The 24,198-nt window shown below is 71.2% G+C and carries 21 protein-coding genes and 2 tRNA genes; 18 read left to right on the plus strand and 5 right to left on the minus strand.

Going from position 1 to position 24,198, the window contains the following annotated elements:
- Positions 1-63 precede the first annotated feature (63 nt).
- The 6 genes from galE (at position 64) to AC07DC_RS13160 (ending at position 6,083) form a co-directional block, all read left to right on the plus strand.
- On the plus strand, positions 64-1,044 hold the full coding sequence (galE, locus tag AC07DC_RS13135; RefSeq protein ID WP_478914447.1) for a UDP-glucose 4-epimerase GalE: 981 nt from the start codon (positions 64-66) through the stop codon (positions 1,042-1,044).
- 159 nt (positions 1,045-1,203) lie between these two features.
- Positions 1,204-2,334: a glutamate 5-kinase gene (gene proB / locus AC07DC_RS13140; RefSeq protein ID WP_478914448.1), complete on the plus strand. Its 1,131-nt coding sequence runs from the start codon at positions 1,204-1,206 to the stop codon at positions 2,332-2,334.
- Positions 2,335-2,503: 169 nt separating this feature from the next.
- Positions 2,504-2,956 carry a hypothetical protein gene (locus AC07DC_RS13145; RefSeq protein WP_478914449.1) on the plus strand — a complete coding sequence of 151 codons (453 nt, stop codon included), beginning with the start codon at positions 2,504-2,506 and terminating at the stop codon, positions 2,954-2,956.
- Between the two features lie 99 nt (positions 2,957-3,055).
- On the plus strand, positions 3,056-4,366 hold the full coding sequence (locus AC07DC_RS13150; RefSeq protein ID WP_478914450.1) for a glutamate-5-semialdehyde dehydrogenase: 1,311 nt from the start codon (positions 3,056-3,058) through the stop codon (positions 4,364-4,366).
- 99 nt (positions 4,367-4,465) lie between these two features.
- Entirely contained in the window at positions 4,466-4,900 is a 435-nt protein-coding gene (locus AC07DC_RS13155; protein WP_478914451.1) for an SCO2583/SCO2584 N-terminal domain-containing protein, read from the plus strand.
- 79 nt (positions 4,901-4,979) lie between these two features.
- Positions 4,980-6,083, plus strand: coding sequence for an SCO2583 family membrane protein (locus tag AC07DC_RS13160; protein WP_478914452.1), 1,104 nt, complete (start codon positions 4,980-4,982; stop codon positions 6,081-6,083).
- Between the two features lie 35 nt (positions 6,084-6,118).
- On the opposite strand, the gene AC07DC_RS13165 is transcribed toward AC07DC_RS13160, so the two are convergent.
- Positions 6,119-7,264, minus strand: a complete 1,146-nt coding sequence (locus AC07DC_RS13165; protein ID WP_478914453.1) for a M48 family metallopeptidase — start codon at positions 7,262-7,264, stop codon at positions 6,119-6,121.
- A gap of 136 nt (positions 7,265-7,400) precedes the next feature.
- Between AC07DC_RS13165 and AC07DC_RS13170 the strand changes: the two genes are divergently transcribed.
- From AC07DC_RS13170 to AC07DC_RS13195, 6 genes are all read left to right on the plus strand, one after another.
- A complete protein-coding gene (locus tag AC07DC_RS13170) occupies positions 7,401-7,553 on the plus strand; it encodes a hypothetical protein (protein ID WP_187144878.1) in 153 nt (50 codons plus the stop codon).
- Between the two features lie 8 nt (positions 7,554-7,561).
- Entirely contained in the window at positions 7,562-8,164 is a 603-nt protein-coding gene (nadD, locus tag AC07DC_RS13175) for a nicotinate-nucleotide adenylyltransferase (RefSeq protein WP_478914454.1), read from the plus strand.
- A 27-nt stretch (positions 8,165-8,191) separates the two neighbouring features.
- On the plus strand, positions 8,192-9,925 hold the full coding sequence (locus AC07DC_RS13180; protein WP_478914455.1) for an LCP family protein: 1,734 nt from the start codon (positions 8,192-8,194) through the stop codon (positions 9,923-9,925).
- A gap of 140 nt (positions 9,926-10,065) precedes the next feature.
- Complete coding sequence (gene rsfS, locus AC07DC_RS13185) at positions 10,066-10,500, plus strand: ribosome silencing factor (protein ID WP_138353142.1); 435 nt, start codon at positions 10,066-10,068, stop codon at positions 10,498-10,500.
- Positions 10,497-11,150, plus strand: coding sequence for a histidine phosphatase family protein (locus tag AC07DC_RS13190; RefSeq protein WP_478914637.1), 654 nt, complete (start codon positions 10,497-10,499; stop codon positions 11,148-11,150). Before rsfS ends, AC07DC_RS13190 begins: the two co-directional genes overlap by 4 nt.
- Positions 11,151-11,244: 94 nt before the next feature.
- Positions 11,245-11,317, plus strand: a tRNA-Ala gene (locus tag AC07DC_RS13195).
- Positions 11,318-11,422: 105 nt separating this feature from the next.
- Here AC07DC_RS13195 and AC07DC_RS13200 read toward each other — a convergent pair.
- Positions 11,423-11,920, minus strand: coding sequence for a MarR family winged helix-turn-helix transcriptional regulator (locus AC07DC_RS13200; protein WP_478914456.1), 498 nt, complete (start codon positions 11,918-11,920; stop codon positions 11,423-11,425).
- 44 nt (positions 11,921-11,964) lie between these two features.
- Between AC07DC_RS13200 and AC07DC_RS13205 the strand changes: the two genes are divergently transcribed.
- Together AC07DC_RS13205 and AC07DC_RS13210 are read left to right on the plus strand one after the other, a co-directional pair.
- A complete protein-coding gene (locus tag AC07DC_RS13205) occupies positions 11,965-12,948 on the plus strand; it encodes an EamA family transporter (RefSeq protein WP_478914457.1) in 984 nt (327 codons plus the stop codon).
- 2 nt (positions 12,949-12,950) lie between these two features.
- A complete protein-coding gene (locus tag AC07DC_RS13210) occupies positions 12,951-13,592 on the plus strand; it encodes an NAD(P)-dependent oxidoreductase (RefSeq protein ID WP_478914458.1) in 642 nt (213 codons plus the stop codon).
- Between the two features lie 51 nt (positions 13,593-13,643).
- On the opposite strand, the gene AC07DC_RS13215 is transcribed toward AC07DC_RS13210, so the two are convergent.
- Positions 13,644-14,603, minus strand: coding sequence for a helix-turn-helix transcriptional regulator (locus AC07DC_RS13215; RefSeq protein ID WP_478914459.1), 960 nt, complete (start codon positions 14,601-14,603; stop codon positions 13,644-13,646).
- Positions 14,604-14,790: 187 nt separating this feature from the next.
- Here AC07DC_RS13215 and AC07DC_RS13220 point away from each other — a divergent pair, with 187 nt between their 5' ends.
- A complete protein-coding gene (locus AC07DC_RS13220) occupies positions 14,791-16,146 on the plus strand; it encodes an MFS transporter (RefSeq protein ID WP_478914638.1) in 1,356 nt (451 codons plus the stop codon).
- 83 nt (positions 16,147-16,229) lie between these two features.
- Here AC07DC_RS13220 and AC07DC_RS13225 read toward each other — a convergent pair whose 3' ends face one another.
- Complete coding sequence (locus AC07DC_RS13225) at positions 16,230-17,579, minus strand: glycosyltransferase 87 family protein (RefSeq protein WP_478914460.1); 1,350 nt, start codon at positions 17,577-17,579, stop codon at positions 16,230-16,232.
- 209 nt (positions 17,580-17,788) lie between these two features.
- Between AC07DC_RS13225 and AC07DC_RS13230 the strand changes: the two genes are divergently transcribed.
- Positions 17,789-17,861, plus strand: a tRNA-Ala gene (locus AC07DC_RS13230).
- A gap of 119 nt (positions 17,862-17,980) precedes the next feature.
- Here AC07DC_RS13230 and AC07DC_RS13235 read toward each other — a convergent pair.
- The gene (locus AC07DC_RS13235; RefSeq protein ID WP_478914461.1) at positions 17,981-18,793 is read right to left on the minus strand and encodes a hypothetical protein; all 813 of its coding nucleotides are present in this window, start codon (positions 18,791-18,793) and stop codon (positions 17,981-17,983) included.
- A gap of 277 nt (positions 18,794-19,070) precedes the next feature.
- Between AC07DC_RS13235 and AC07DC_RS13240 the strand changes: the two genes are divergently transcribed.
- Positions 19,071-21,032 carry a S53 family peptidase gene (locus tag AC07DC_RS13240; RefSeq protein ID WP_478914462.1) on the plus strand — a complete coding sequence of 654 codons (1,962 nt, stop codon included), beginning with the start codon at positions 19,071-19,073 and terminating at the stop codon, positions 21,030-21,032.
- Positions 21,033-21,296: 264 nt separating this feature from the next.
- Positions 21,297-24,185, plus strand: a complete 2,889-nt coding sequence (gene leuS / locus AC07DC_RS13245) for a leucine--tRNA ligase (protein WP_478914463.1) — start codon at positions 21,297-21,299, stop codon at positions 24,183-24,185.
- Positions 24,186-24,198: the final 13 nt, after the last annotated feature.

A 24,198-nucleotide genomic window follows, 5' to 3' on the forward strand; every position in this document is an offset into this window, starting at 1 on the left:
GCAGCCTGCTGAGGGTTCACTCCGAGTTTATCGCATGGCTACTCACCGACTTAGACTGACCGGATGACCTGGATGATCACCGGCGGGGCCGGATATATCGGATCGCATGTCGTCAAGGCTCTCGTCGACAGCGGCGAACAGGTGGTCGTCCTCGACGATCTCAGTACGGGTGACGCCGCGCGGCTGCCGGCCGGAGTGCCCCTGGAGCAGGGCTCGGTGCTGGACCGGGCGGTGCTGGACCGCGTCCTGGCCCAGTACGCGGTGCGCGGGATCGTGCACATCGCGGCGAAGAAGCAGGTCGGCGAGTCGGTCGAGCGACCGCTCCACTACTACCGCGAGAACGTCGTCGGCCTGCAGACGGTCCTGGAGGCCGCCGCCGACGCCGGGGTGAGCCGCTTCCTCTTCTCCTCCTCCGCCGCGGTCTACGGCATGCCCGATGTGGATCTCGTCACCGAGCAGACCCCCTGCGACCCGATGAGCCCGTACGGAGAGACGAAACTCACGGGGGAGTGGATGGTCGGCGCGGTGGGCCGGGCCCACGGCATGGCCACCGCCTCGCTGCGCTACTTCAACGTGGCGGGCGCCGCCTCCGCGGAACTCGGTGACCCGGGGATCTTCAACCTGGTGCCGATGGTGTTCGAGCGGCTGGCCCAGGGCAAGCCGCCGCTGATCTTCGGTGACGACTACCCGACGCCGGACGGCACCTGCGTCCGTGACTACATCCACATCGAGGACGTCGCCTCCGCCCATGTCGCCGCGGCGCGGCGGCTGACCACCGACCCTTCGGCGTCCCTGAAGCTCAACATCGGCACCGGTGAGGGCGTGTCGGTGGCCGAGATGATCGATCTCATCCGCGAGGTCTCCGGCCGCACCGACCTGGCGCCCGAGGTGGTCCCGCGCCGCGCCGGCGACCCGGCCCGGGTCGTCGCTTCGGCCGAGCTGATCGGCAAGGAGCTGGGCTGGTCCGCCCGGTACGACGTCCGCCAGATGGTCACCTCGGCCTGGGCCGGCTGGCAGCTGCGCCACCCGGAGCCGCAGGCGTAACCCGCACCCCGACCCGCATCCCGGACCCGCCGCCCCGGCGGGTCCGGGGGCGCGGTGTCCAGGGCGCGATACGCCCGGCCGCACGGTGCCCCGGATCACGTAGATTGCACGGATCGGGGCAGGTGGACCGACGGGAACAGGCGAGCACAGGGGACGTACGTGGCAGCGGCGCGGCAGGACGTGGTGGAGGCCCGCAGGGTCGTGGTCAAGGTCGGGTCGTCCTCGCTGACGACGGCCTCCGGCGGACTGGACGCGGACCGCGTCGACGCCCTCGTGGACGTGCTGGCCACGGCCCGTGACAACGGCCCGAAGGAGATCGTGCTGGTCTCCTCCGGCGCCATCGCCGCCGGACTCGCCCCGCTCGGCCTCGCCAAGCGCCCCCGCGACCTGGCCCGCCAGCAGGCCGCCGCCAGCGTCGGCCAGGGGCTGCTGGTGGCGCGGTACACCGCGTCGTTCGCCCGGTACGGGATCCGGGTCGGCCAGGTGCTGCTGACCTCCGACGACATCAGCCGCCGCGCCCACTACCGCAACGCCTACCGGACCCTGGACCAACTGCTCGTCATGGGCGCGGTGCCGGTCGTCAACGAGAACGACACCGTCGCCACCGACGAGATCCGCTTCGGCGACAACGACCGGCTGGCGTCCCTCGTCGCCCACCTGGTCCGCGCCGACCTGCTGGTGCTCCTGTCCGACGTGGACGGGCTCTACGACGGGGACCCGCGCTCACCGGGCGCCACCCGCATCGACGAGGTCGCGGGACCGGCCGACCTCGAAGGCGTCACGATCGGCAGCGCCGGCAAGGCCGGGGTCGGCACCGGCGGCATGGTCACCAAGGTCGAGGCGGCCCGGATCGCGGCCGCCGCCGGCATCCCCGTCGTCCTCACCTCCGCCAGCCACGCCGCCGACGCCCTCGCCGGACGGGTCACCGGCACGCTCTTCCACCGCACCGGCAAGCGGTCCGCCGACCGGCTGCTGTGGCTCGCGCACGCCTCCACCCCGCGCGGCGCGCTGCGCCTGGACCCGGGCGCCGTCAAGGCCGTCACGGAGCGCCGTACCTCGCTGCTGCCGGCCGGACTGACCGGCGTCGAGGGGCAGTTCGTGGCCGGCGACCCGGTCGACCTGCTCGACGAGTCCGGCCGGGCCGTCGCCCGGGGCCTCGTCAACTTCGACGCCCGCGAGCTGCCGCGGCTGCTCGGCCGTTCGACCCACGACCTCGCCCGCGAACTCGGACCCGCGTACGAGCGCGAGGTCGTGCACCGCGACGACCTCGTTGTGCTGCACCAGCACTGACGACCTGGTGCGCCGAGGGACCGGCCCGGCAGACCCAGTCGGGGACTTCTTGTCGAAAACGCCCCCGCGGTCGCCCGCACCCTGGTCAACTTTGAAGCGGAGGAGTCGCCAATACCGCCGCGGGGACGGGCGGGCGCTCGCAAAGCAGAACGCCACAGGGAGGCCGCCGGTGAGACGAGGGCGCCCAGGTTCGTTCCCCCGGGGGACGACGGAACGGGCACTGGTCAGCGTCGACAGCGGAGCGGATACCAGTGCGGACCATCAGCCGGAAGCGCGCAGCAGCTCCCGGCTCTGGCACGTCACGCTCAGCGTCTCCGGGCCCGGGGCCCCGCTTCCGGAGGTCAGACGCGCGTTGGAACAGCTCGCACACGATCACCCGTTCCTGCTGACCAGCCGATATGCCAATGACCATGCCGAGATCAGGTACTGGGAGGAGGCCCGTGACCTCCATGACGCCGCGGCCATCGCGCTGCGCCTGTGGGGCGAGCACCGCTCGACGGCCAACCTTCCCCCATGGGAGACGGTCGGCCTCGAAGTGATCGACCGTGAGACCTATCACCATCGCATTTCCGAGGGGTACGGCCCCCCGCCGGCGGTCCCGGTGGGTGTCCACCCGTTCTAGGGCCTGCCCGGCCCTAACCCTTGCCGGGCCGGTGGGGCGGCGTCTCAACGGCCGGAATCCCGTCCCGCCGTCCCCGGCGCGCGCCGTAGGCTGCCTGATATGAGCAGCAGCAGCCATGACGCCCCGTCCCTGCCCTCCCCCCTGCCCGAGTCCGCCGTGCTGCGGGCTGCCTACCGGGCCAGGGCCGCCGCGGCCGATCTGGCGCCGCTGCCGCGCTCGGTGAAGGACGACGCGCTGCACGCCATCGCCGACGCGCTGGTGGTGCGGACGAAGGAGATCGTCGAGGCGAACGCGCGGGACGTGGCGCGGGCGCGGGCGGCGGGGACCGGCGAGACGGTCATCGACCGGCTGACGCTGACCCGCGAGCGGGTGGCGGCCATCGCCGCCGACGTACGCGACGTGGCCGGCCTGCCGGACCCGGTCGGCGAGGTCGTGCGCGGATCGACGCTGCCCAACGGGCTCGACCTGCGCCAGGTACGGGTGCCGCTGGGCGTGGTCGGCATCATCTACGAGGCCCGGCCGAACGTGACCGTGGACGCGGCCGCACTGTGCCTGAAGTCCGGAAACGCGGTGCTGCTGCGCGGCTCGTCCTCCGCCTACGCCTCCAACGAGGCACTCGTGAAGGTGGTGCGTGACGCGGTCGGCGGCGCCGGGCTGCCGGCCGACGCGGTCCAACTGGTCCCGGGCGAGAGCCGGGACTCCGTCAGGGAGCTGATGCGGGCCCGCGGCATGGTCGACGTCCTCATCCCGCGCGGCGGAGCGTCGCTGATCAGGACGGTCGTCGAACAGTCGACGGTGCCGGTCATCGAGACGGGTACCGGGAACTGCCACGTCTACGTGGATGCGCAGGCCGATCTCGCGATGGCGGTGGAGGTGCTCGTCAACTCCAAGGCGCAGCGTCCCAGCGTCTGCAACTCCGCCGAGACCCTGCTGGTGCACCAGGACATCGCCGAGGCGTTCCTGCCGCTGGCGCTGGAGGCGCTGGCCGAGGCCGGGGTGACGGTGCACGGCGACGAGCGGGTGCTGGCGCTGGCCGGGCGGTGCGGCTCCAAGGCCACCGTGGTGCCGGCCACCATGGAGGACTGGGAGACCGAGTACCTGAGCTACGACATCGCGGCGGGGGTCGTCGACTCGCTGGACGCGGCCGTGCACCACATCCGGCTCTGGTCGTCCGGCCACACCGAGGCGATCGTGACCACCTCGCAGCCCGCGGCGCGCCGCTTCACCCAGTTGGTGGACGCCGCCGCGGTCGTCGTCAACGCCTCGACACGGTTCACCGACGGTGGCCAGTTCGGCTTCGGCGCGGAGATCGGTATTTCCACCCAGAAGCTGCACGCCCGCGGCCCGATGGGCCTGCCGGAGCTGACGTCGACCAAGTACATCGTGACCGGCGACGGTCACATCCGGTAGCACCTCCAGCGGTCGGTGCACAGGGCCAACTGGGCGGGTGGGCAGCGTATTTCATCCGCTCCCTGCCCAAAGCGCCATTGCCCGGACTACCCTGGTCGGATGCCGGATGATGACGAGTTCGCATCCCTGGTCTTCGACGAGGACTTCGTACGGTCCGCGCCCGTGCACGAGCCCACCGCGCGACAGCGGATGCTCGCCGCCGCGCGGGCCCGTGCCGAGGCCGAGAGCGTGCCCGGCGCCGGGTCCGTGCCGGCCGATCCCGTCCGGTACGACACCGGTGAATCGGACGATCTGTATCTGCAGCACGTCCGGATGGCCGAAGGCCGCCCGTACCGCGGCGGCAGCGTCCGCTGGCACCGCTCGCTGGCCTGGCTGCTGGCCGTGCTGATGGGCATCGGCGTGGTGGCGCTGACGTTCGCGGCCGTGTATCGGGGTGCCGGCGGCGGCCGTCAGCCGGCCGTACCGGCGCCGCCGTCGAGCGGCCGGGTGGGCAGTCAGACCCTGCCGCCGGTGGCGGCCACCCCGCTGCCCTGATCCGCCGCACTGATCTGCTGTCAGAAGTTGTCGCGTATCACGGCGTTTATATGTGCCTCCGGAGACTTAACCTTGTGGTATGGCCGGTCCTGGAGACCCTCCTGAGGGCGCCCCTGAGGGAGTCCCGGGAGGTGGTGAGGACGAGTACCGATCCGTCGTCTTCGACGAGTCGTTTGTTCGAGCTGCCCGGATCCAGGAGTACTCGGCCCGCGAGCGTCTCGACGGGGCTTCGCGGGCGGTACGCGTCCGCCATATGTGGCCTGTCGCCGGTGCTCCGCGCCAGGCCCTGATTCTGGTCGTGCTCATCGCCATCGCCTTCGGCACCGCGATCTACCTGGGCATTCGCCACCCTTACAGCAGTTCCGCACCGGCCGCCGTGGAGCCGCTGCGGATCACGCTGATACCGCTGGTGCCGCCGGGCCCGGTGCCGGCCGTGAACGCGAAGTCGCTGTACGAGAAGGATCCGGCCGCGCACTACCGGGCCGGGGCCGAAGGGGTCCCGCTGCCGACCGCGCGCCGTGTCGGGGACTTCACCGAGAGTCAGGTCATGGCTGCGCTGAGCACCACCAAGGAGTACCTGGTGGCCTCTGCGCTCGACCCGGAAGCGGTTACGGGCGGCGGTGTGCGCGCCGTCCGGGATCTGATCGATCCCGGCCAGGTCGACCAGTTCGACCGCAGCCTGAGCGCCCCGGCCGATGACGGGCTGCACGCGGCGACCGGCTGGCTGGTGCGGCTGGACCCGGCCAAGGTGCGGCTGGCCGACCAGAAGGTACGGGTGAACGGCACGATCACCGTGACCCAGGTCAGTGACGACCGGCTGGAGGTCGTGGCCGACCACACCTTCGTGTACGCGGTGCAGGGCGTCACCGGGTCCGGAGCGGCGCAGGGCGCCACCTCGCTGTTCACCGTGCGGCGCGAGATGCGGTTCCGCTTCGACCGCGACGACCTGCGGGATCACCACATGGAGATCGTGCAGGCCGATGTCGCAGCCGGGCCGCTGTCCTGCTCGTCGGCAGCCGCCGACTACTTCCGGCCGCTGCTCGCCGGCCAGTCGCCGCAGGGCCCGACCGCGGCCGACCCCTATGACCGCGACCGTCCGGCCGCCTCGGTCTGTGCGGGGCTGGCGGACGGCGCCACCGGTTCCCCGGCGGTGCCCTCCACCACGTCCGCTGTCGCGCCCTAGCCTGCGCCCGGGGTGCTACGACCTGTCGGCCGGTGTCACTCCGCGCGCGGGCCGTCCTCCGGACGGTCCCCGGGGCTGTCCTGCGTCCCGTCCGCCGGCCGCTCCTGCGTGCTGGTCTGCGTGCCACCGGGACCGGTGAACTTGTTCCGCAGCTTGCCGCCGATGTCGCCCGCACCCGTCGATATGTCGCGGATCAGGCCCATCAGCGGGTCCTTGCTGGTCTTGACGTTGTCCGCGTAGTGGTTCGCCGACTCCTTGAAGGATTCGTAGACCGAGGTGTCCTTGTCCTCGGTCCTGCGCGGGTAGTGCCCGTCCATCAGCCGCTGGTAGTCGCGGCTGGCGGCCCACTTCTTCAGCTCGACGGCACGCACGGTGGTGAAGGGGTGGCTGCGCGGCAGCACGTTCAGGATCTTCAGGACGGAGTCCCGCAGGTCGCCCGCGGCCTCGTACTCCTCGGCCTGCTTCAGGAACGCGTCCACGTTCATCTCGTGCAGGTGGTTGCCGCCGGCGATCTTCATCAGCCCGCGCATCGACGCCTGCAGGTCCTGCCCGACCAGCAGCCCGGCCCGGTCGGCCGACAGTTCGGACTTGCGGAACCACTCGCGCAGCGCCGTGACGATCGCCAGGATCGCCAGGTTGCCCAGGGGGATCCACGCGACCCGCACGGCCAGGTTCGTCAGGAACAGCAGGATCGTGCGGTAGACCGAGTGGCCGGAGAGCGCGTGGCCCACCTCATGGCCCACGACCGCCCGCATCTCCTCCTCGTCGAGCAGCTCGACCAGGCCGGTGGTGACCACGATGATCGGCGCGTCCATACCGATACACATGGCGTTCGGCTGCGGGTCCTGCGTGACGTACATCGACGGGACCTTCTCCAGGTCCAGGATGTAGCAGGCGTCGAGCAGCATGACGTTCAGGTGTGCGAACTGCTGGTCGCTCACCCGGACGGAGTCCGAGAGGAACAGCAGTCTCAGCGAGCGCTCGGGGAGCAGTCCGCTGAGCGCCTTGAAGGCGGTGTCGAAACCGGTCAGCTTGCGGAGCGCGACGAGCGCGGACCGGTCGGCGGGATGCTCGTACGCCCGCGAGGAGATCCCCGGGAAGCGCTTGCGCGTGCGGCTGGGTACCTTCTCGGCACCGCCGCTGGACTCCGTGGAGTCGCTCGGATCGTTCGGCACGGACATAGTGACCCAACCCCCTGATAGCCAACCGGTACATACTCTGGACGCGCGGAGCCTGCGCGAAGTTCCACAGGGCCCGCCCGTACGATGTGCGTGAGTCTTCCCGTCCGCCCTCGAAACCGCAAAGGTCCTGCCGACCATGACGTCATACGCAGCTGCCGCACTGACCACCCTCGCCGAGGAGTCGGGTGGGGGGAACCACGAGAGCCTCAGCCCGTATCTCACCGGCGGCGGCGCGCTGTTCGCGCTGCTCCTCCTGCTGTGGATCACGACCCGCTTCAACCGGGACTAGTCTCCGCGATGCCTGAGAGCGTGAGGAAGCGGATCGGCGTGATGGGCGGAACGTTCGACCCCGTCCACCACGGTCACCTGGTCGCCGCCAGCGAGGTGGCGAGCCTGTTCCAGCTCGACGAGGTCGTCTTCGTGCCGACCGGCCGGCCGTGGCAGAAGGCCGACAAACCGGTCTCACCGGCCGAGGACCGCTATCTGATGACGGTCATCGCCACCGCCTCCAACCCGCAGTTCTCGGTGAGCCGCAGCGACATCGACCGCGGCGGCCGGACGTACACCATCGACACCCTGCGGGACCTGCACGACGAGCACGGCGACGCGGACCTTTTCTTCATCACCGGCGCGGACGCGCTCAACCAGATCTTCTCCTGGCGGAACGCCGAGGAGCTCTTCTCCCTCGCTCATTTCATCGGAGTGACCCGTCCTGGGCATACCCTGGCGGATCCGGGCTTCCCGGAGGGCGGGGTCTCGCTGGTCGAGGTTCCCGCGCTGGCGATCTCGTCGACGGACTGCCGCCAGAGAGTGGCCAAGGGGGATCCGGTCTGGTACTTGGTGCCGGACGGAGTGGTTCGCTACATCGACAAACGCAGGCTCTACCGGGACGCCGGGTAGCGGACGCATCGCAGTGAAGGGGTCCTCGTGAACGACGCAAACCCCCGTTGGCAATACGCCGAGGGAGGTCCTGAGAACGGTCGGGACCCGTACGCACCGCAGGACCCGCCCGCGCCCCAGGACCCTTACTACGCGCAGCAGTACGGATACGACCCGTACGCACAGCAGCCGGAGCAGCAGCCCCGGCCACAGCAGCCGCCGCAGCAACAGCCCCCGCAGCAGCCGGGGTACGCCGACCCGTACTACGCGGACCCGGCGCAGACGTACGCCGGCCAGCAGCAGGGCTGGATCCCGCAGCAGCAGCCGTATCCGGACCCCCAGTACGCGCAGCCGCAGCCGTTGCAGCAGCCGCCGTACCAGGAGGCGCCGCAGTACCCACAGCAGCCGCAGTACGGCGCACCGCCCGCGCAGCCGTACTACGCGGACCCCGCCCCCGCCCCGGCCGCGCCCCCGGTGCCCGCGCAGTCCTCCGGGCCCGACGTCGTACCGCCGCAGCAGCAGGCCGGGCAGGACTACCGCACCGAGCAGTTCGCCTTCGTCGACGAGGACGACGAGGAGTCCGAAGAGGTCATCGACTGGCTGAAGTTCTCGGAGTCCCGCACCGAGCGCCGTGACGAGCGCAAGCGGCGCGGTCGCAAGCGCAAGATCGCACTGGTGCTGCTCGTGGTGGTGGCCCTGGTCGGCGGCACCGGCTACCTGTGGAAGACCGGCCGGATCCCCGGCCTCGACGCGCCCGGCAAGACCACGGCGGCGGCCGGCGCGGGCGGCCAGAAGCGGGATGTGATCGTGGTGAACCTGCGGCCGGTCGACGGCTCGGACTCCTCCACGGCGCTGCTGGTCAGCAACCAGACCACCGGCAAGGGCACCACGGTGCTGCTGCCGAACACGCTCTCCCTCAGCACCGACGACGGCGGCGCGACCACCCTCGGCAAGCAGATCAACCAGGGCCAGGAGCCGACCCGGCAGGGGCTGAACACGCTGCTCGGTTCCGACATCAAGGGCAGCTGGCGGCTGGACACCCCCTATCTGGAGATCCTCGTCGAGTCCCTCGGCGGCATCACCGTGGACACCGACACCGGGGTGGACGGGGCGCAGGGCAAGGTCCTGGTCAACCAGGGCAAGTCGCAGGCGCTCAACGGCCAGGGGGCCGTCGCGTACGCCACCCACCGCGGCCCCGGCGAGGCGCAGGCCAAGCAGCTCCTGCGCTTCGGCCAGGTGATGCGGGCAGTCCTGGAGAAGATGCCCAGTGACGCGGCTTCCGCCACGAAGACCGTCGACGCGCTGAACTCGATCCCCGACCCCTCACTGCCCACCAACGCGCTCGGCGCCTCCCTGGCGCAGCTCGCCGAGCAGGCCAAGACGGGCGCCTACAGCACCGCGCTGCTGCCGGTGCAGCCGAACGGAACGCTGAGCGCGCAGGCGACCGAGAGTGTCGTGAAGGACGTGCTGGGCGGCACCGTCAAGAACGCCGGAGCCTCGGCGCAGGCCCGGGTGATGATCAAGGACGCCTCCGGCGACAAGAAGGCGGCGGGCCTGGCCCAGGCCGCGATCCTGAACGGCGGCTCGTACACCTACGTGGCGGGAGGTACAGCCCCGACGGCGCAGCCGCTCTCCGAGGTGCTGTACGCCGACGACGCCCGCAAGGCGGCGGCGGCCGACGTGGCCAAGACGCTGGGGCTGCCGGCGGGCGCGGTGAAGAAGGGCACGGTCGCGGCCAATGCGGACATCGCGGTCGTCCTCGGCAAGGACTACAAGGGCTGACACCACCCCTGAGCGGCGGCCGGCGACCGGCCGGGAATCCGCTCAGGGGGCCTGACCAGCCCTGATGAATAACGGGTCGGGGGCTGTCCGTGGGGCGTGAGACCCTGGAGAGACACGCCCTCGACCCGAAAGCCTCACCTGTGACCGCCACTGACCACTCCATCGAGCTCATCAAGGCCGCCGCACAGGCCGCCGCCGACAAGCTCGCGCACGACATCATCGCCTATGACGTCAGCGACGTCCTCTCCATCACCGACGCGTTCCTGGTGGCCTCCGCCCCGAACGACCGGCAGGTCAAGGGCATCGTCGACGGTATCGAAGAGGCGCTCCTCAAGGAGCTGGGCACCAAGCCGGTGCGCCGCGAGGGCGAGCGCGACGGCCGCTGGGTGCTGCTCGACTACATCGACATCGTGGTCCACGTGCAGCACTCCGAGGAGCGTGTCTTCTACGCCCTCGAGCGGCTGTGGAAGGACTGCCCCGAGATCGAGCTGCCCGCCGACGCCGTCGCCACCCGTGGCAAGGGCGAGGAGCACGCGAAGCTGTACGCGGCCGAAGCGGACGGAGACCTGAGCTGAACGGGCACACGACGGGCCGCGGCCGCCGGATCGTTCTTTGGCGGCACGGCCAGACCGAGTGGAACCTGGAGCAGCGCTTCCAGGGCAGTACCGACATCCCGCTGACCGCGGACGGTATCGCCCAGGCCCGGCGCGCGGCCAGGTTGCTCGGCGCTCTGGAACCGGCCGCGATCATCGCGTCCGACCTGCAGCGCGCTTCCGCGACGGCAGCCGAGCTGACCGCCGTGACCGGCCTCGGCGTGACCCACTACGAGGGGCTGCGCGAGACGTACGCGGGGGACTGGCAGGGTCTGACCCACACGGAGATCGTCGCTCTGCACGGCGAGCAGTACGCCGCCTGGAAGCGCGGCGAGCCCGTACGGCGCGGCGGCGGCGAGCTGGAGACCGAGGTCGCCGACCGGGCGGCTCCCGTGGTGCTGCGCGAGGCCGACAAGCTGGCCGACGGTGGCACTCTCGTGGTCGTCAGCCACGGTGGCACGATCCGCACCACGATCGGCCGGCTGCTGGGTCTGGAACCGGGCAACTGGGAGGCCCTCGGCGGTCTGTCGAACTGCTGCTGGTCCGTGCTGGGCGAGGGTGCGCGCGGCTGGCGGCTGCTGGAGCACAACGCGGGCACGCTGCCCGAACCGGTGCTCGGCGACGACAGCTGATCCACTTCCCGGTGGATCACCGGGCGGATTTCGCATCTGCCCGGGAGACCGGTTAAGCTTCTTCTCGTTCCCAGCGCGAGCCGCTGGAAACGGCGGGGCTGTAGCTCAGTTGGTAGAGCGCTTGCATGGCATGCAAGAGGTCCGGAGTTCAATTCTCCGTAGCTCCACAATAAAGATCCCGTCCGATCGTTCCGATCGGGCGGGATCTTTGCGTTTCCGCAGGTCAGCCCGGTGCGGGTCGGTCGCAGATCAGGCGCAGGTCAGGGCGCGGATCAGTCGATGGTGTCGCCGAGGGACTCGGAGAGATGCCGCAGGGCGTTGGCGAGGGCCGCCCGCTCGGGTTCGGTCAGGGCGGCGAGCAGCCGGTTCTCGGTGGCGAGGTGATCGGGCAGCACCTGGTCGACGAGCGCGCGGCCGTCACGGGTGAGGGCGACGTGCACGACGCGGCGGTCCGAAGCGCTGGGGGTCCGCGTCACCAGGCCGCGGTCCTGGAGGCGGTCCAGTCGCTGGGTGACGGCGCCCGAGGTGACCATGGCCGCCAGCATCAACTCGGCCGGTGTCAGCCGGTTCTCGGGCCCGCTGCGGCGCAGCGTGGCGAGGACGTCGAACGACGCGGCGTCGAGCCCGTGCGCGGCGAACGTCCGGCGGAGTTCGGCGTCGATCACCCGCGAGAGTCGTTTCAGCCGGCCGATCACCGCCATCGGTGAGACGTCGAGGTCGGGGCGCTGCGTTCCCCACTGCTCCAGTACACGGTCCACATGGTCTGCCACCTGAGCACTGTACCAATGTCTTAGCGATGAGATACATTGTCTTAGTGCTAAGTAACCGAGTCCGGATCATCGTCGTGACCGCGCTGGCGCCCGCGATCTGGGGCACCACCTACCTCGTCACCACCGAGCTGCTGCCGCCCGACCGGCCGCTGCTGGCCGCGCTGCTGCGCGCGCTTCCCGCGGGCCTCGTGCTCGTCGCCCTCACCCGGCGGCTGCCGAAGGGGTCGTGGTGGTGGCGGGCCCTCGTGCTCGGCTCCCTCAACATCGGGGCGTTCCTCGCGCTGCTGTTCATCGCCGCCTACCGGCTGCCGGGCGGGGTCGCCGCGACCCTCGGCGCGCTTCAGCCACTGCTGGTCGCGGGCCTGTCCTCCGGCCTGCTCGGCGAGCGGCTGTCCCCGCGCACCGTGCTGGCCGGCATCGCCGGGGTGGCCGGCGTCAGCCTGCTCGTCCTGCGGGCCGACGCCCGACTCGACGCCGTCGGTGTCGCGGCCGCCCTCGGCGGCGCGGTCGTGATGGCCACCGGCGTCGTCCTCAGCAAGCGGTGGGCGTCGCCCGCGCCGCTGCTCGCCACCACTGGCTGGCAGCTTGTCGCCGGCGGTCTGCTGCTGCTCCCGGTCGCCCTGCTCGTCGAAGGGCCGCCGCCCGCGAGCCTGAGCACCGCGAATCTGGCGGGCTACGGCTATCTCTCGATCATCGGCGCGGCCTTCGCCTACGCCTTGTGGTTCCGGGGCATCCGCGACCTGTCGCCCACCAGCGTGACCTTCCTCGGCCTGCTCAGCCCCGTGGTCGCCACCGCGCTCGGCTGGCTCGTGCTGGACCAGGAGCTCACCGCGGCCCAGATCCTGGGCGGCCTCGTCGTCCTCGCCGCTCTCGTCGTGGCCCAGACGCGGCCCGGGGCGAGCCGGCCCGGCCCAGGCATACCCCCGCAGTCGCGGAGCGCCACCACCGGTGCAGGCGGCGCCCCGGAACCCGGCGCGGTCACGAACCCTCTGTCCGACCCTTCGAGCAACTCATCGACCAGGAGCTGAGCATGATGCGCATCACCGTCTTCGGAGCAGCGGGAAACGTGGGACGCCGGGTGGTGGCGGAGGCGCTGTCGCGGGGCCATCAGGTCACCGCCGTCGTCCGCGATCCGGCCCGCTTCCCCGAGTTGCCCCCCGCTGCCGATGCCCGGGCGGGCAACGCCGCGAACGCCGGCGATGTGGCCGCACTGAGCGCCGGCCAGGATGTGGTGATCGGTGCGACGCGTCCGGCCCCCGGCAGTGAGGGTGAACTCGTCACGGCCACCCGGGGGTTGCTGGCCGGGCTCGCCGGGACCGGCGTTCGGCTGCTGGTCGTCGGCGGGGCGGGCAGTCTGACGGTGCCCGGCACCGGGGGCGACACGGTCATCGACGGACCGGACTTCCCCGCCTCCTGGCGGCCGATCGCGCTGGCCTGCAACGAGCAGCTCGACGCCTGCCGTGCGGAGACCGCGGTGGACTGGGCCTATCTGAGCCCGTCCGCGCTGCTGGAGCCGGGAGTGCGCACCGGGCGGTACCGGCTGGGCACCGATGAGCTGCTGGTCGATGCCAAGGGGGAGTCCGCGATATCCATGGAGGACCTGGCGGTGGCGCTGCTGGACGAGGCGGAGCGGCCCCGCCACCACAGGGCCCGGTTCACCGCCGGGTACTGATCCCCGGAGGGCAGACGGCAGCGGTTACCGGCCTGCGGGTGTCCCGCCTCCTCACGGGAGGCGGGACTCCACCTGCTCCGCCATCTGGCCGGCCGTCCGGCCGGCCACCTGCTCCGCCGTTCGCTCCGCGACGATCTCCGAGACCTTCCGCCGGTGCACGGGGCAGCCGATCATCGGGTCGTCCATGGTGCGCAGCCGCTCGATCTGCGCGCGGCTCTCGTCGTCGCCCGGGGTGTAGACGACCATCCGGTGCTCGCTCATGCCGTCGATGGCCAGCGAGACCGAGGTCAGGTTGATCAGCCCGACCGACGCGTGCCGGAACACCTTGAGCCGCGGCCCCGGCGAGGCGACGTCGCCGCGCGCCCACATCTGCGCGAACTCCGGGCTCTCATGGATGAGGCGTGCGATGAACGACTCCCAGACCGGTTCCCCGACATGACGGCCGTAGGCGGCGCGCAGCTGCCCGACCATGCGGGGCAGCTCCTCCTCGCTGTTCACCATCGACGAGCAGCACTGCGGGATGGTGAACAGCTTCAGCAGCACATTGCGTTCCGAGCGCGGCACGAAAGCGGTCGCGGGCCAGATGTCGCGGTAGGCGGCGTTGGAGGCCTGTACGTCGTAGCGCGCGCTGTAGACGACGGCGGGGAGCGGATCCAGGGCGTCGAGGATGCCCTGGACCTCGTCGCCGACCACCTCCGCGTCGGAGACGTCCTGGCGGACGAACGGCACCCCGGCCAGCCGGTAGAGGTGCTCACGTTCGGTCACGTCGAGCTGGAGCACCCGGCCGACCGCGTCCAGCACCTGCACGCTCGCGTTGATGGGGCGGCCCTGTTCCAGCCACGTGTACCAGGTGACCCCGACCCCGGCGAGCTGCGCGACCTCCTCGCGGCGCAGGCCGGGCGTGCGGCGCCGCAGGCCGGGCGGCATGCCCACGTCCGCGGGGGTGATGCGGGCGCGACGGCTGCGGAGAAAGGCGGCCAACTCGGTGCGGCGTTGGGGCATGCTGTCCATACTCCATCGGGCCGGGCGCGCTTGCCAGGTGCTGCCAGTACCAGCATCACAGGGCTCTCGTTACCAGTAGTGCGCGCAGCGCAGGCTGGCGGACATGACGAATTCCGTGCTTCCGACCCCCGTCACCGACAAGGAGACCCTCCCCGGCGCCGTCCGGCGCCCGCGTGCCGGCCTGCTGCTCGGCATCATTCTGACGGGCCAGTTCATGGCCCTGCTCGACGTCTTCATCGTGAATGTCGCCGCGCCCACCATCCGTACCGATCTGCACGCCTCGGGCGCCGGGCTGCAGCTCATCGTGGCCGGGTACACCATCGCGTACGCCGTGCTGCTGATCACCGGCGCCCGGATCGGCGATCTGCTCGGCCACCGGCGGGTCTTCCTGTCCGGCCTCGCCCTCTTCACGGCCTCGTCACTGGCCTGCGGACTCGCCCAGTCCACCGGGCAGTTGATCGGTTTCCGGTTCGTCCAGGGCGCCGGCTCGGCCCTGATGATTCCTCAGGTGCTCAGCCTGATCCAGCTGACGTTCACCGGCGAGGCGCGGTCGAAGGCCCTCAGCGTCTACTCGGCGGTGCTCGCCTCGGGCGCGGCGATCGGCCAGTCGCTCGGCGGCGTGCTGGTCAGCGCGGATCTGTTCGGCACCGGCTGGCGGCCGGTGTTCCTGGTGAACGTGCCGATCGGGCTGGTCATGCTGGTCGTCGCGCCGCGCGTGATCCCGGCCGACGTACGCAGCGCCCCGGAACGGCGGCGCGGGCTCGACCTGCCGGGCCTGGTGACGCTGGGCGCCGCGGTGACGCTGTTCACCGTGCCGCTGGTGCTCGGCCAGGAGGAGGGCTGGCCGGTGTGGGGCTGGATCTGCCTGGGTCTGAGCGCGGCGCTGTTCGGGGTGTTCGTGGTGCTGGAGTCGCGGCTGGCGCGGCGCGGCGGCGACCCACTGGTCTCCGGCCGGGTGCTGCGGGCACCCGGGATGGCGCGGGCGGCGACGATGATCGGCCTGGCCATGGCGCTCAATGCGGGCTTCCTGTTCAGCATCGCCCTGCATCTGCAGACCGGGCTGGGGGACAGCGCGCTGCGCACCGGCCTCACCTTCGCCGTCGCGGCGGTGTTCTTCGGACTGATCGGCCTCAACTGGCGTCGCCTGCCGCAGCGTTGGCACCATCTGCTGGCTCCGGCCGGTTTCGCCGTCGCGGCGCTCGCGTTCGGCACGCTCGGCCTGGCACTGCGCGGCGGCGGACACGGCGGGTTCGCGCTCTACGCGGGTCTGGCGGGGATCGGCCTGGGGCTGGGAGCGGCGTTCAGCCCCACCCTCACCCGCGCACTGGGCAAGGTGGCCCCGCAGGACGCGGCCGACGCCAGCGGGCTGCTGGCCACCGTCACCCAGCTCGGCATGCTGGTGGGCGTGGCCACCCTCGGCACGTTGTTCCTGAACCGTCTCGACGTCGCGGGACCGCACCCTTCGGCCCATGCCTTCGCCGTGACGGTCACGGCGCTGGCCGTCATCGCGGCGGCCGCGGCCCTGCTGGGCCTGCGGCGCGACAAGGCGTAACCAGGCCGGACGGGGCTGGACGGGGCCGCCCCGGCCATGGCCGGGGCGGCCCCGTCCGGACCAGCGCCGGGTGGTCGGGCCGGTCAGCGGTTGACGTAGTCGTACGCGGTCCGCCGCGGTGTCGCCAGGGGCGCGGGCCGCCGCCGGCGCGGATCGTTGAGGAAGGCCTGGAACGCGAGCGTGCCGGCCACCGCGAGGAACGTGGCGCCGATCACCGGGTAGATCGCGGACAGCGCCATCTGCGAGCCGGTCTGAGCCAGCTCGTACCGCCCCGCGCCGTGCGGCACCAGCCACAGCATGAACGAGCAGAACAGCAGTCCGGTCAGGGCCGCCCCCGCCGCCCACAGCGCGTCCCGGCGGCGCAGCGCCTCGGTGCCGAGCAGGATCACCATCGGCACCCCCCACACCCAGTGGTGCGACCAGGAGACCGGGCTGACCAGCAGCGCGGTCACCGCGCACGCCAGCGTGGCCCAGGCCACGTTGTACGGGAGCCGGTCCCCGGCGAGCAGCGCCGCTCCCGAGACCGCGAGCCCGGCGCAGCCGACGAAGGCGGCCGCCAGCAGCCAGCCGCTGCCCGGGTCGCCGGTGTGCAGGAGTCGGGCGAAGATCCCGCGCAGCGACTGGTTGGCGGTGTCCTCACCGAAGCCGACCCGGTCCGCCGCGAAGAGCATCTCGGTCCAGAACCGCCGCGAGTCGTGCGGCAGCGCCACCGCGGCCATCGCCACCGTCCCGATGAATGTCACCACCGCCACCGCGGCCCGCCGCAGGTGCACGTTCCACGGGCCGTGGCCCCGGCGCAGCCGTCGCCACCCCAGTGCCACGCCGGCCAGCGCCAGGAGCACCGCGAACAGCGCGGGCGTCAGCTTGATGCCCGCCGCGATGCCGGTCCCGAACCCCGCCCAGCGGTGGTCCGCGCGGCGCGTCAGGTCCCACAGCACCAGCACGGCCAGCAGCAGGTTGATCTGTCCGTACCGCAGGGTCGTCCACACCGGCTCGCACCACACCGCGACCGACGCGATGGCCAGCGTCACCGCCGCGGCCGGCAGCTTGACCGGCCGCCCGGTCAGCCGCAGCGACAGGTGCACCAGCGTCACCAGCAGGCCCAGGTTCGCCACGGTCGCAGCCGCCCGCATCGCGCCCACGCCGATCCACGTCAGGGGCATGAACAGCAGAGCGGCGAACGGTGGATAGGTGGTCGGGAGGTTCGCGTACGTGGCCCGCATCTCGTAGAGATCACCACCGTTGCGCGCGGTCGCGCCCTCGGCCCGGTAGACCATGAGGTCGATCATCGACACGTGGGAGGCGCGCTGCGCCATCCAGAAGCCGACGAACGAGATGAGGCACACCGTGGCGGCGAGCAGCGTCGCCCGCCGCAGAATGAACGTCCTGGCCGCGAGGATGCGGGTGTCGGCGGTCAGCTGCGTCGCTGTCACAGTGCGCTGCTCCAGGGAGACTGGTGGGGGGCACGGGGCGCCGGTGAACCGGGCACGGAATCCCGACAGTACCGGGCCGGGCGTCACAACAGCAGGGCAACGGTTCCTCCAGGTGAGCCCCCCGCTCCCCGGTAATCGATTTGGCGAAACACCCCCAGGGCCGTGTAATGTATGCCGAGTCGCCGGGGGAACCCGGCGGAGTAGGACGCGGGGCTGTAGCTCAGTTGGTAGAGCGCTTGCATGGCATGCAAGAGGTCCGGAGTTCAATTCTCCGTAGCTCCACAATCAAAAGGTCCGATCGCCGATCCGGCGATCGGACCTTTTTCGTTATGCCGGTACCCGCGGTCACGGCGGGAGCGCCCGCGTCCTGCGCCGCGGTGCGGGCACTGCGCCATTCGAGGCTATCGAGGTGTTCGAGGTGCAGTGCGCGTGCCGGGAAGCGGCGGCGGCTGCCGCGGGAGCTCGACGGCGCGGTGCGCGCCGCGCGGGTGGCCCCGGTCGCGCCCGCCGCCTCGGTCGTCGCGCGGCGGGCGCAGCCGTACGACGAGCGCCGTGGCGACGGCCACCAGGCACAGGACGTATGCGGCGACCACCCAGCCGGCGGGTGTGCGGCCGGCCTTGAGGCCGTGCACGATCGCCAGACACCAGGACACATACGCGCAGGAGTGCAGCACCCGCCACCGTCCGGCCCGCCCCCGCCCGGCGAAAGCGCTGCGCAGCGCGCCCGTCGCGGCGGCGAGCACCATGAGGTAGCCGGACAGAGTGCCGATCGCGATCAGCGCGGCGCCGCCCCGCAGGCCGAACGGCAGCAATCCGGCGGGGAGCAGCGCGCCCGAGAGCGGGACCCGTCCGACGGCGATCTGCACCGAGATGTGCAGGGTCAGGAAGCCGAGCGCGCCGACGGCGGTGGCCCGGTGCACGGCCTGGGCGAGAAGCCGGTGCCGCGGCCCCAACAGCCTGCGGTCGGTGGAGATCAGACCCCAGACGGCGGTCGCCGTGAGCGACACCAGGGTGAGCACGCCGGAGGTGAACTGGAGGAATCCGCGCACGCCGGGTCCCGAGGCGAGGGTCAGGGTGAGGACGACGACGGCGGTCGCGGTGCCCACGGCGATACGGGACAGGGTGTGCGACGAGCCTTGCGCCGTCCCGCCGTTGACGCCCCGGGTCCGATACACCCGGTGCCCCCGGCGCTCGCGGTACTTGCGCATTGGCATGGCCGGGACGCTAGGCGGACCGGCGCGGCCGGAGGGCCGGCTTCCGCCAACTCCGGCCGTGTCGTTGCCGCCGCTGCTAACGTCGATCCGTTCGGGTACCAGCCGCCGGTGGCCGCCTCGCGCCGATTACCGTTCGCTGGCGTTTCCTTGGCCTGCTCTTGGCAATTGCATGCCCCTGACATGAGCCTTTCGGCGGAAGAGTGGCGCTCTGCGGTACGAGCCGTACGCATAGCGGCGACACCGTAATCGGCGTCAACTCGCTTCGCATGGGGGTTTCATGAGATTTGAGCGCAAAAGAACACGTGCCGGACTGGCGGTGGCCGCAGCGCTGCCGCTGATGGCCGGCGCGCTCGCGCTGGGCACACCTGCCGCGCAGGCTGACCAACCGCACGGCAGGCAGCTGCTCAGTGGCACCAAGCCGCTGTGGGCAACCGCGAATGCGGACAAGGGTGACACGGCGGACGCCAGCGGCGTTACCGCCCGTGTCTACCTGGCGGGCCGGGACGCGAAGGGCCTCACGGCCTATGCGACCGCGGTGTCCGACCCGAACTCGGCGTCCTACGGCAAGTATCTGACCGCGGCGCAGACGCAGGCGCGGTTCGGTGCGACGAAGGACCAGATAGCCCAGGTCACCGCATGGCTGAAGTCCTCGGGCCTCAAGGTGACCGGTACCACCCAGCACTACATCACCGTGAGCGGTGACGTGGCGGCCGCGGAGAAGGCGTTCGGCACCCAGCTGCACAACTTCGCCAAGGACGGCAAGACTTACCACGCCCCGGCGACGACGGCCTCCGCGCCGGCCGCGCTGAACGGCGCGGTGCTCACGGTCGTCGGCCTGGACAATGCTCCCAAGATTGCCAAGCACGACGAGGCGCTGCCGCCGCCCAGCGGCGTGTTCAAGAACGCCGGGCCGTTCTCGACCTACTTCGGCTCGAAGACCAACACGAGCCTGCCCTCCGCCTACGGCACCAAGGCGCCGTACGCGATCAAGGGCTACACCGGCAAGGACCTGCGCGCCGCCTACGGCGCGAAGAGCTACACCGGCAAGGGCGTCACGGTCGCGATCACGGATGCGTACGCGTCTCCGTACATCGTCCAGGACGCCAAGAAGTACGCGAAGAACAACGGTGACAAGGCGTACCGCCAGGGCCAGCTCTCGCAGGTGCTCCCGGCGGACTACAACTCGACCGAGGCCTGCGACGCGGGCGGCTGGTACGGCGAGGAGACGCTCGACGTCGAGGCCGTGCACGCCGTGGCCCCCGACGCCGACATCGTCTACGTCGGTGGCGCGTCCTGCCAGGACAACGACCTGCTCGACGCTCTGAACAAGATCGTCGACGGCCGGCTGGCCGACATCGTCTCCAACTCGTGGGGCGACGTCGAGGCCAACGAGACCCCGGACGTGGCCGCGGCCTACGACCAGGTCTTCCTGCAGGGTGCTGTCGAGGGCATCGGCTTCTACTTCTCCTCCGGTGACTCCGGCGACAACGTCGCCAAGACCGGCAAGAAGCAGGTCGACACCCCCGGAAACTCCCCCTGGGCCACCTCGGTCGGCGGCACCTCGCTGAACGTCGGCAAGGGCGAGAAGTACCAGTGGGAGACCGGCTGGGGCACCCAGAAGGCCGTGCTGTCGGCTGACGGCAACAGCTGGACGGGCTTCCCCGGCGCCTACACCTCGGGCGCGGGCGGCGGCACCAGCAACCTCTACGCGCAGCCGTTCTACCAGCGCAACGTCGTTCCGGACTCGCTCGCCCTCGCCAACGGCGGCGGCGTGAAGCAGCGCGTCGAGCCGGACATCTCGGCGGTCGCCGACCCGAACACCGGCTTCCTGGTGGGCCAGACCCAGTCCCTCGCGGACGGGTCGCTGGCGTACAGCGAGTACCGGATCGGTGGCACCTCGCTCGCCGCCCCGGTGATCGCCGGCGTCCAGGCGCTCGTGCAGCAGGCGCGGCACGGGATCCCGGTCGGCTTCGCCAACCCGCTCATCTACGACCGGTACGCCACCTCGGCCTACCACGACGTCACGGACCACCCGCTGGGCCAGGGCCGTGACCAGGCGGTCGTCCGCGTTGACTTCGTCAACGGTGTCGACGCGGCGGACGGCACGATCACGTCCCTGCGCAGCCTCGGCAAGGACGCGTCGCTGCACGCCACGGTCGGCTTCGACGACGTCACCGGCGTCGGTACCCCCGGTACCGACTACGTGACCTCGTACCTGCCGAAGAAGAACCACCGCTGACCTCACGGTCGGCGCACGGGCTGAGCTCCTGAGCCAGTGCACGGGCCCGCACCGGGGCAATCCCGGTGCGGGCCCCTCGCGCGCTGCGGTAACCTGACCCCATGCGTGCCGTACGCCTTCTGCTTAGCAAGCCGCACTGAAAGCGATCCAGAGCGATCCGAGTCAGTGCGGCGGCCCCTCCTGTGCGAGGGGTTTTTTCGTTTCCGCAGGCAGGCAGCAGACGCGGCGTACGCCCGTCATGATCACGATGGAGCTTCGAGGACGATGAGCGAGACCACCGCCGCCACTGAGGCAGCCGAGCCGCACCGTACTGTGCCCACCTTCAAGTACACCGCTCAGCTGGCCGCCGACATCGAGGCCCGCTGGCAGGACTTCTGGGAGGCGTCGGGCACCTACGAGGCGCCGAACCCCAGCGGTGACCTGGCGGGCGACGCCGAGCTGGCCGCCAAGCCCAAGAAGTTCATCATGGACATGTTCCCGTACCCCTCGGGTTCCGGGCTGCACGTCGGCCACCCGCTGGGCTACATCGCCACCGATGTGTACGCCCGCCACCAGCGGATGACCGGCCACAACGTGCTGCACACCCTGGGCTTCGACTCCTTCGGGCTGCCCGCCGAGCAGCACGCGGTCGCCACCGGGACGCACCCGCGGGCCTCCACCGAGGACGCCATCGAGAACATGCGGCGCCAGCTGCGCCGGCTGGGCCTGGGCCACGACATGCGCCGCTCGGTCGAGACGATCGACCCGGCGTACTACAAGTGGACCCAGTGGATCTTCCTGCAGATCTTCAACTCCTGGTACGACGAGGAGGCGGGCCGGGCCCGTCCGATCGACACCCTGGTCGAGCAGTTCGCCTCCGGCGCCCGCCCGACCCCCGACGGACGGGCCTGGGCAGCGCTGAGCCCCATCGAGCGCTCCGACCTGCTGGGTGAGTACCGGCTGGCGTACGCGTCGGAGTCGCGCGTCAACTGGTGCCCGGGTCTGGGCACCGTCCTGGCGAACGAGGAAGTCACCGCGGACGGCCGCTCCGAGCGCGGCAACTTCCCGGTCTTCAAGTCCAAGCTGCGCCAGTGGAACATGCGCATCACGGCCTACGCGGACCGGCTGATCGACGACCTGGAGCCGCTGGACTGGCCGGAGGCCATCAAGCTGCAGCAGCGCAACTGGATCGGCCGCTCCGAGGGCGCCCGGGTCGACTTCGCCGTCGGCGACGAGAAGATCACCGTCTTCACGACCCGCCAGGACACGCTGTTCGGCGCCACCTACATGGTGCTGGCGCCCGAGCACGAGCTGGTCGAGACGATCGTCCCGGCCGCCTGGCCCGAGGGCACACACGACGTGTGGACCGGCGGGCACGCCACCCCGACCGAGGCCGTGGCCGCGTACCGCAAGATGGCCGCCGCCAAGTCCGACGTCGAGCGGCAGGCCGACGCCAAGGAGAAGACCGGCGTCTTCACCGGCGCCTACGCCGTGAACCCGGTCAGCGGGGACCAGGTCCCGGTCTTCATCGCCGACTACGTACTGATGGGGTACGGCACCGGCGCGATCATGGCCGTACCGGCGCACGACACCCGTGACTTCGCCTTCGCCCGCGCCTTCGAGCTGCCGATGCGCTGCGTCGTCCAGCCCGGCGACGGCCGCGACACCGACCCGGCGACGTGGGACGACGCCTTCGCCGCGTACGAGGCGCAGCTGGTCAACTCCGCCAACGGCGAGATCTCGCTGGACGGCCTGGGCGTCGCCGACGCCAAGGCGAAGATCACCAAGTGGCTGGCCGAGCGCGGCATCGGTGAGGCCACCGTCAACTTCCGGCTGCGCGACTGGCTGTTCAGCCGGCAGCGCTACTGGGGCGAGCCCTTCCCGATCGTCTACGACGAGGCCGGCGTGGCGCACCCGCTGCCCGAGTCGATGCTGCCGCTGGAGCTGCCGGAGGTCGACGACTACTCGCCGCGCACCTTCGACCCGGACGACGCGGACACCCAGCCGGAGACCCCGCTGTCCCGCAACGCGGACTGGGTCAACGTGGACCTGGACCTGGGTGACGGCAACGGGACGCGGCGCTACCGCCGCGAGACCAACACCATGCCCAACTGGGCCGGTTCGTGCTGGTACGAGCTGCGCTACCTGGACCCGAACAACAGCGAGCAGCTGGTCGACCCCTCGATCGAGCAGTACTGGATGGGTCCGCGCGAGGGCCAGCCGCACGGCGGCGTCGACCTGTACGTCGGCGGCGCGGAGCACGCGGTGCTGCACCTGCTGTACGCGCGCTTCTGGTCCAAGGTGCTGTTCGACCTGGGCCACATCTCGTCCTCCGAGCCGTTCCACAAGCTGTACAACCAGGGCATGATCCAGGCGTTCGTCTACCGGGACAGCCGCGGCTTCCCGGTACCGGCCACCGAGATCGAGGAGCGCGACGGGCAGTACCTGCACTTCGGCAAGCCCGTCAGCCGCGTCCTGGGCAAGATGGGCAAGTCCCTGAAGAACGCCGTCACCCCGGACGAGATCTGCGCCGAGTACGGCGCCGACACGCTGCGCCTGTACGAGATGGCGATGGGCCCGCTGGACGTCTCCCGCCCCTGGGACACCCGCGCGGTGGTCGGCCAGTACCGGCTGCTGCAGCGGCTGTGGCGCAACGTCGTCGACGAGGAGACCGGTGAGGTCACCGTCTCCGACGCCGAGCCCGACGAGGCGACGCTGCGCGCGCTGCACAAGGCGATCGACGGCGTCGGCCAGGACATGGCGGGCCTGCGCTTCAACACCGCCATCGCCAAGGTCACCGAGCTGAACAACTTCCTGACCAAGGCGGGCGGAGCGGTGCCGCGCGCCATCGCCGAGCCGCTGGTGCTGCTGGTCGCCCCGCTGGCCCCGCACATCGCCGAGGAGCTGTGGCGCCTGCTGGGCCACGACGGCTCGCTGGTCCACGCGCCGTTCCCGGTCGCGGATCCGGCGCTGGTCCAGGACGAGGCCGTGATCTGCGTCGTACAGATCAAGGGCAAGGTCAAGGCGCGCCTGGAGGTGCCGCCGACGATCTCCGACGCGGACCTGGAGGCGCTGGCGCTGGCCGACGAGGGTGTGGTCGCGGCGCTGGCCGGCGCGGCGGTGCGCAAGGTGATCGTGCGGGCGCCGAAGCTGGTCAACATCGTCACCGGCTGAGCCGGGTGATTGC

The organism is Streptomyces sp. NPDC045021, from assembly GCF_056432645.1.